This is a genomic window from bacterium (assembly GCA_040756715.1).
GTDB lineage: Bacteria > UBA9089 > UBA9088 > UBA9088 > UBA9088 > JBFLYE01.
This window is the reverse complement of record JBFLYE010000141.1, coordinates 1-2,499: the sequence shown is the minus strand read 5'-3', so window position 1 is coordinate 2,499 and position 2,499 is coordinate 1. Positions and strand designations below refer to the sequence as shown.

Below are 2,499 nucleotides of genomic sequence, written 5' to 3'. Positions count from 1 at the left end.
ACTTAAACCTTTTTCAATTCAAAATTCAAAATTTAGAATTCAAAATTTCTTAAAAGGTGGATGAATTTTTAAACAGATAAACACAACCCTATCTATTTTTGCACTAAGTAATGGAAGATACTATAATATTTTTACCAGATGCAGAGCTTTCCTTTAAGAAATTTGATCGCTCTATTCAATTAAGAATTGCAGAAAAGATTAATTGGCTTTCTGATAATGCAGATAAGATTATCCATCACCACCTTGTTTCTTTACCCAATAAATTTATGAGATAGAGAATAGTAAAGGGTAAAGAGAGGACGGACGATTAATAAAAGATTTGACAAAAAGGAGGTAAAGTATTAAAGTATTACTATATTATTGTAAAACTAATGGAGGTGGATGAAAATGGCTCTTGTAAAGGTAAGAGAAAAATATCAGATTACCATTCCCCAAGAGGTTAGAATGGAGGTTCCAATTGATAAAGGTGAATATGTCAATGTCTATGTAGAGAATAACCATATTGCTATTAAGCCAGTAGTTATAGAGGATAGATTCAGCGAAGAGGAGATATCCCTTTTGGAAAAGGCTTTCCAGCGACCAGAAAATAAAGGGAAGATAATGGATTCCTCCTCTTTTAAAGAGCATCTGAGGAGATTATAAATGCGGTATGAACCTTTACCCTCCTTTGACCGCAGTTTAAAAAGATTGCCTAAAGAGAAAAAAGAAAAGGTAAAAGAGGCAATTCTTAACTTGATAGATTTTTTTGAAAAAGGAAAAAAGCCTTCTGGTTTGGGATTAAAAAAGCTGGCTAAAAATTTATGGGAAATAAGGGTAGATATTAAAATTAGGGTGCTTTTTTTGCTAGAGGATGATCTTGTCCGATGGTGTTTTGTGGGAGACCACAACCAAATCCGTCAGTTTATAAGAAAAGAGTAAGAGAAATCATAGGGGATTCCGACAGGAAGCCATGAATCGTGTCCGTGTTACATGCTTTTTTAGAATAAAGGTCACGCTAGACGGATTTCCCTACACTTTACAAAATGGGAAATGATGATATACTATAAGGGGTTGTGATGGCTATTAACATACATCCACATGCTAAAGAGCGAATAGAGGAACGAGGGGCAACTGAACAAGAAATAATAAAGACTATTGAGGGGGGAGAAATGTTTCCTGCAAAATTTGGACGCATAGGGTTTAGACGAAATTTTACTTTATGAGAGTATGTGGAGGGGTAAAAGATATACAACAAAACAAATAGAGGCATATGCAGTTAAAGAAAATGGGAATTTCACTGTAATTACAGTCTTGGTAAAATACTTTTAGGAGGTGAGCCTATGGAGATAAGCTATGACCCTAGATACAATATTATAGTTAATTCCATAACGCTTTACAAAATGTATGTGTTTAGATAATCTTAAGGAAAACTTTATAAAATTATGAATTTTGAATGTTGAATTTTGAATTAAAAGGGAAAAAATTTTATAAAACTTAAACCTTCAATTCAAAATTCAAAATTTAGAATTCAAAATTTCTTAAAAGGTGGATGAATTTTTAACAGATAAACACAACCCTATCTATTTTTGCACTAAGTAATGGAAGATACTATAAATATGTGAGGTTTAGAGAAAAAGCCTCTGAGATTGAAACCATCCAAATAAGCAATGAATTAAATATTGACATTTCTCCTGATGGAAAGGTCTATGGCATTGAGCTATTAAATGCCAACGAGCAGCTTCAGATTATACAAAAGGGATTCGCCTTTACTGATGAATCTACAGGAAAGACTGTGCAAATTCCTGTATGCAGTAAGTGAGAATCTAAGACCTGATGAATAAGAGACATAGTAAGGATAAAGGATGAAGACTGGTGCTCTGGTGACTGGTGCTCTGGTGCACTATTTCAACACCTGATGAATACGAAGTATCTTGCGAGCGTAAGCGAAGCAAAATAAGGGATTGCAGACTGCGAATTAAAGAAGAGAGGTTGACTTTAGAGGGTGGCTGAGCAGTTAAAAGCAGCTCATAGAGATTTAGAAGCGGCCCAGAAAAACTTTGAAATCAGTAAAGACTGGTGCTATGTGATTGCCTACAGTGCTATGATGGAATCAGCCTTGGCTTTGATGTTCTCAAAAGGGTATAGACCGAGGGGGGGTAGTCAGCCATAAGACAGCAGGGGAGTTTACCAAAATAGCCCTGGGAGCAGGATATGAGGAGATACTTAACCATTTCAAAAAGATGAGGGAAAAGAGGCATAGGATATTGTATAAAGAAAGAGGAATAGTCTCAGAAGATGAGGCAAGATATGCCTTGGAGAAGGCAGCAGAGTTTGTCAAGATAATCGAGGGATTGATTGGCAGCCTCTCTTGATTTTATTTGACAAATTATTACACAACTTTGGCAAAAAATAGAATTTTTGATATTATAGTTAATTCCATAACGCTTTACAAAATGTATGTGTTTAGATAATCTTAAGGAAAACTTTATAAAATTATGAATTTTGAATGTTGAATTTTGA

At 34.5% G+C, this 2,499-nt stretch carries 5 protein-coding genes; 4 read left to right on the top strand and 1 reads right to left on the bottom strand.

Going from position 1 to position 2,499, the window contains the following annotated elements:
* Positions 1 to 110 precede the first annotated feature (110 nt).
* The 4 genes from AB1397_05355 (at position 111) to AB1397_05340 (ending at position 1,798) form a co-directional block, all read left to right on the top strand.
* Positions 111 to 275, top strand: coding sequence for a hypothetical protein (locus tag AB1397_05355; protein MEW6482411.1), 165 nt, complete (start codon positions 111 to 113; stop codon positions 273 to 275).
* 112 nt (positions 276 to 387) lie between these two features.
* Entirely contained in the window at positions 388 to 642 is a 255-nt protein-coding gene (locus AB1397_05350) for an AbrB/MazE/SpoVT family DNA-binding domain-containing protein (protein MEW6482410.1), read from the top strand.
* Positions 643 to 918, top strand: a complete 276-nt coding sequence (locus AB1397_05345) for a hypothetical protein (protein ID MEW6482409.1) — start codon at positions 643 to 645, stop codon at positions 916 to 918.
* Between the two features lie 679 nt (positions 919 to 1,597).
* Positions 1,598 to 1,798 carry a DUF2283 domain-containing protein gene (locus AB1397_05340; protein ID MEW6482408.1) on the top strand — a complete coding sequence of 67 codons (201 nt, stop codon included), beginning with the start codon at positions 1,598 to 1,600 and terminating at the stop codon, positions 1,796 to 1,798.
* Between the two features lie 280 nt (positions 1,799 to 2,078).
* Here the strand turns inward: AB1397_05340 and AB1397_05335 are convergent, their stop codons facing one another.
* Complete coding sequence (locus AB1397_05335) at positions 2,079 to 2,210, bottom strand: hypothetical protein (protein ID MEW6482407.1); 132 nt, start codon at positions 2,208 to 2,210, stop codon at positions 2,079 to 2,081.
* Between the last annotated feature and the right edge of the window lie 289 nt (positions 2,211 to 2,499).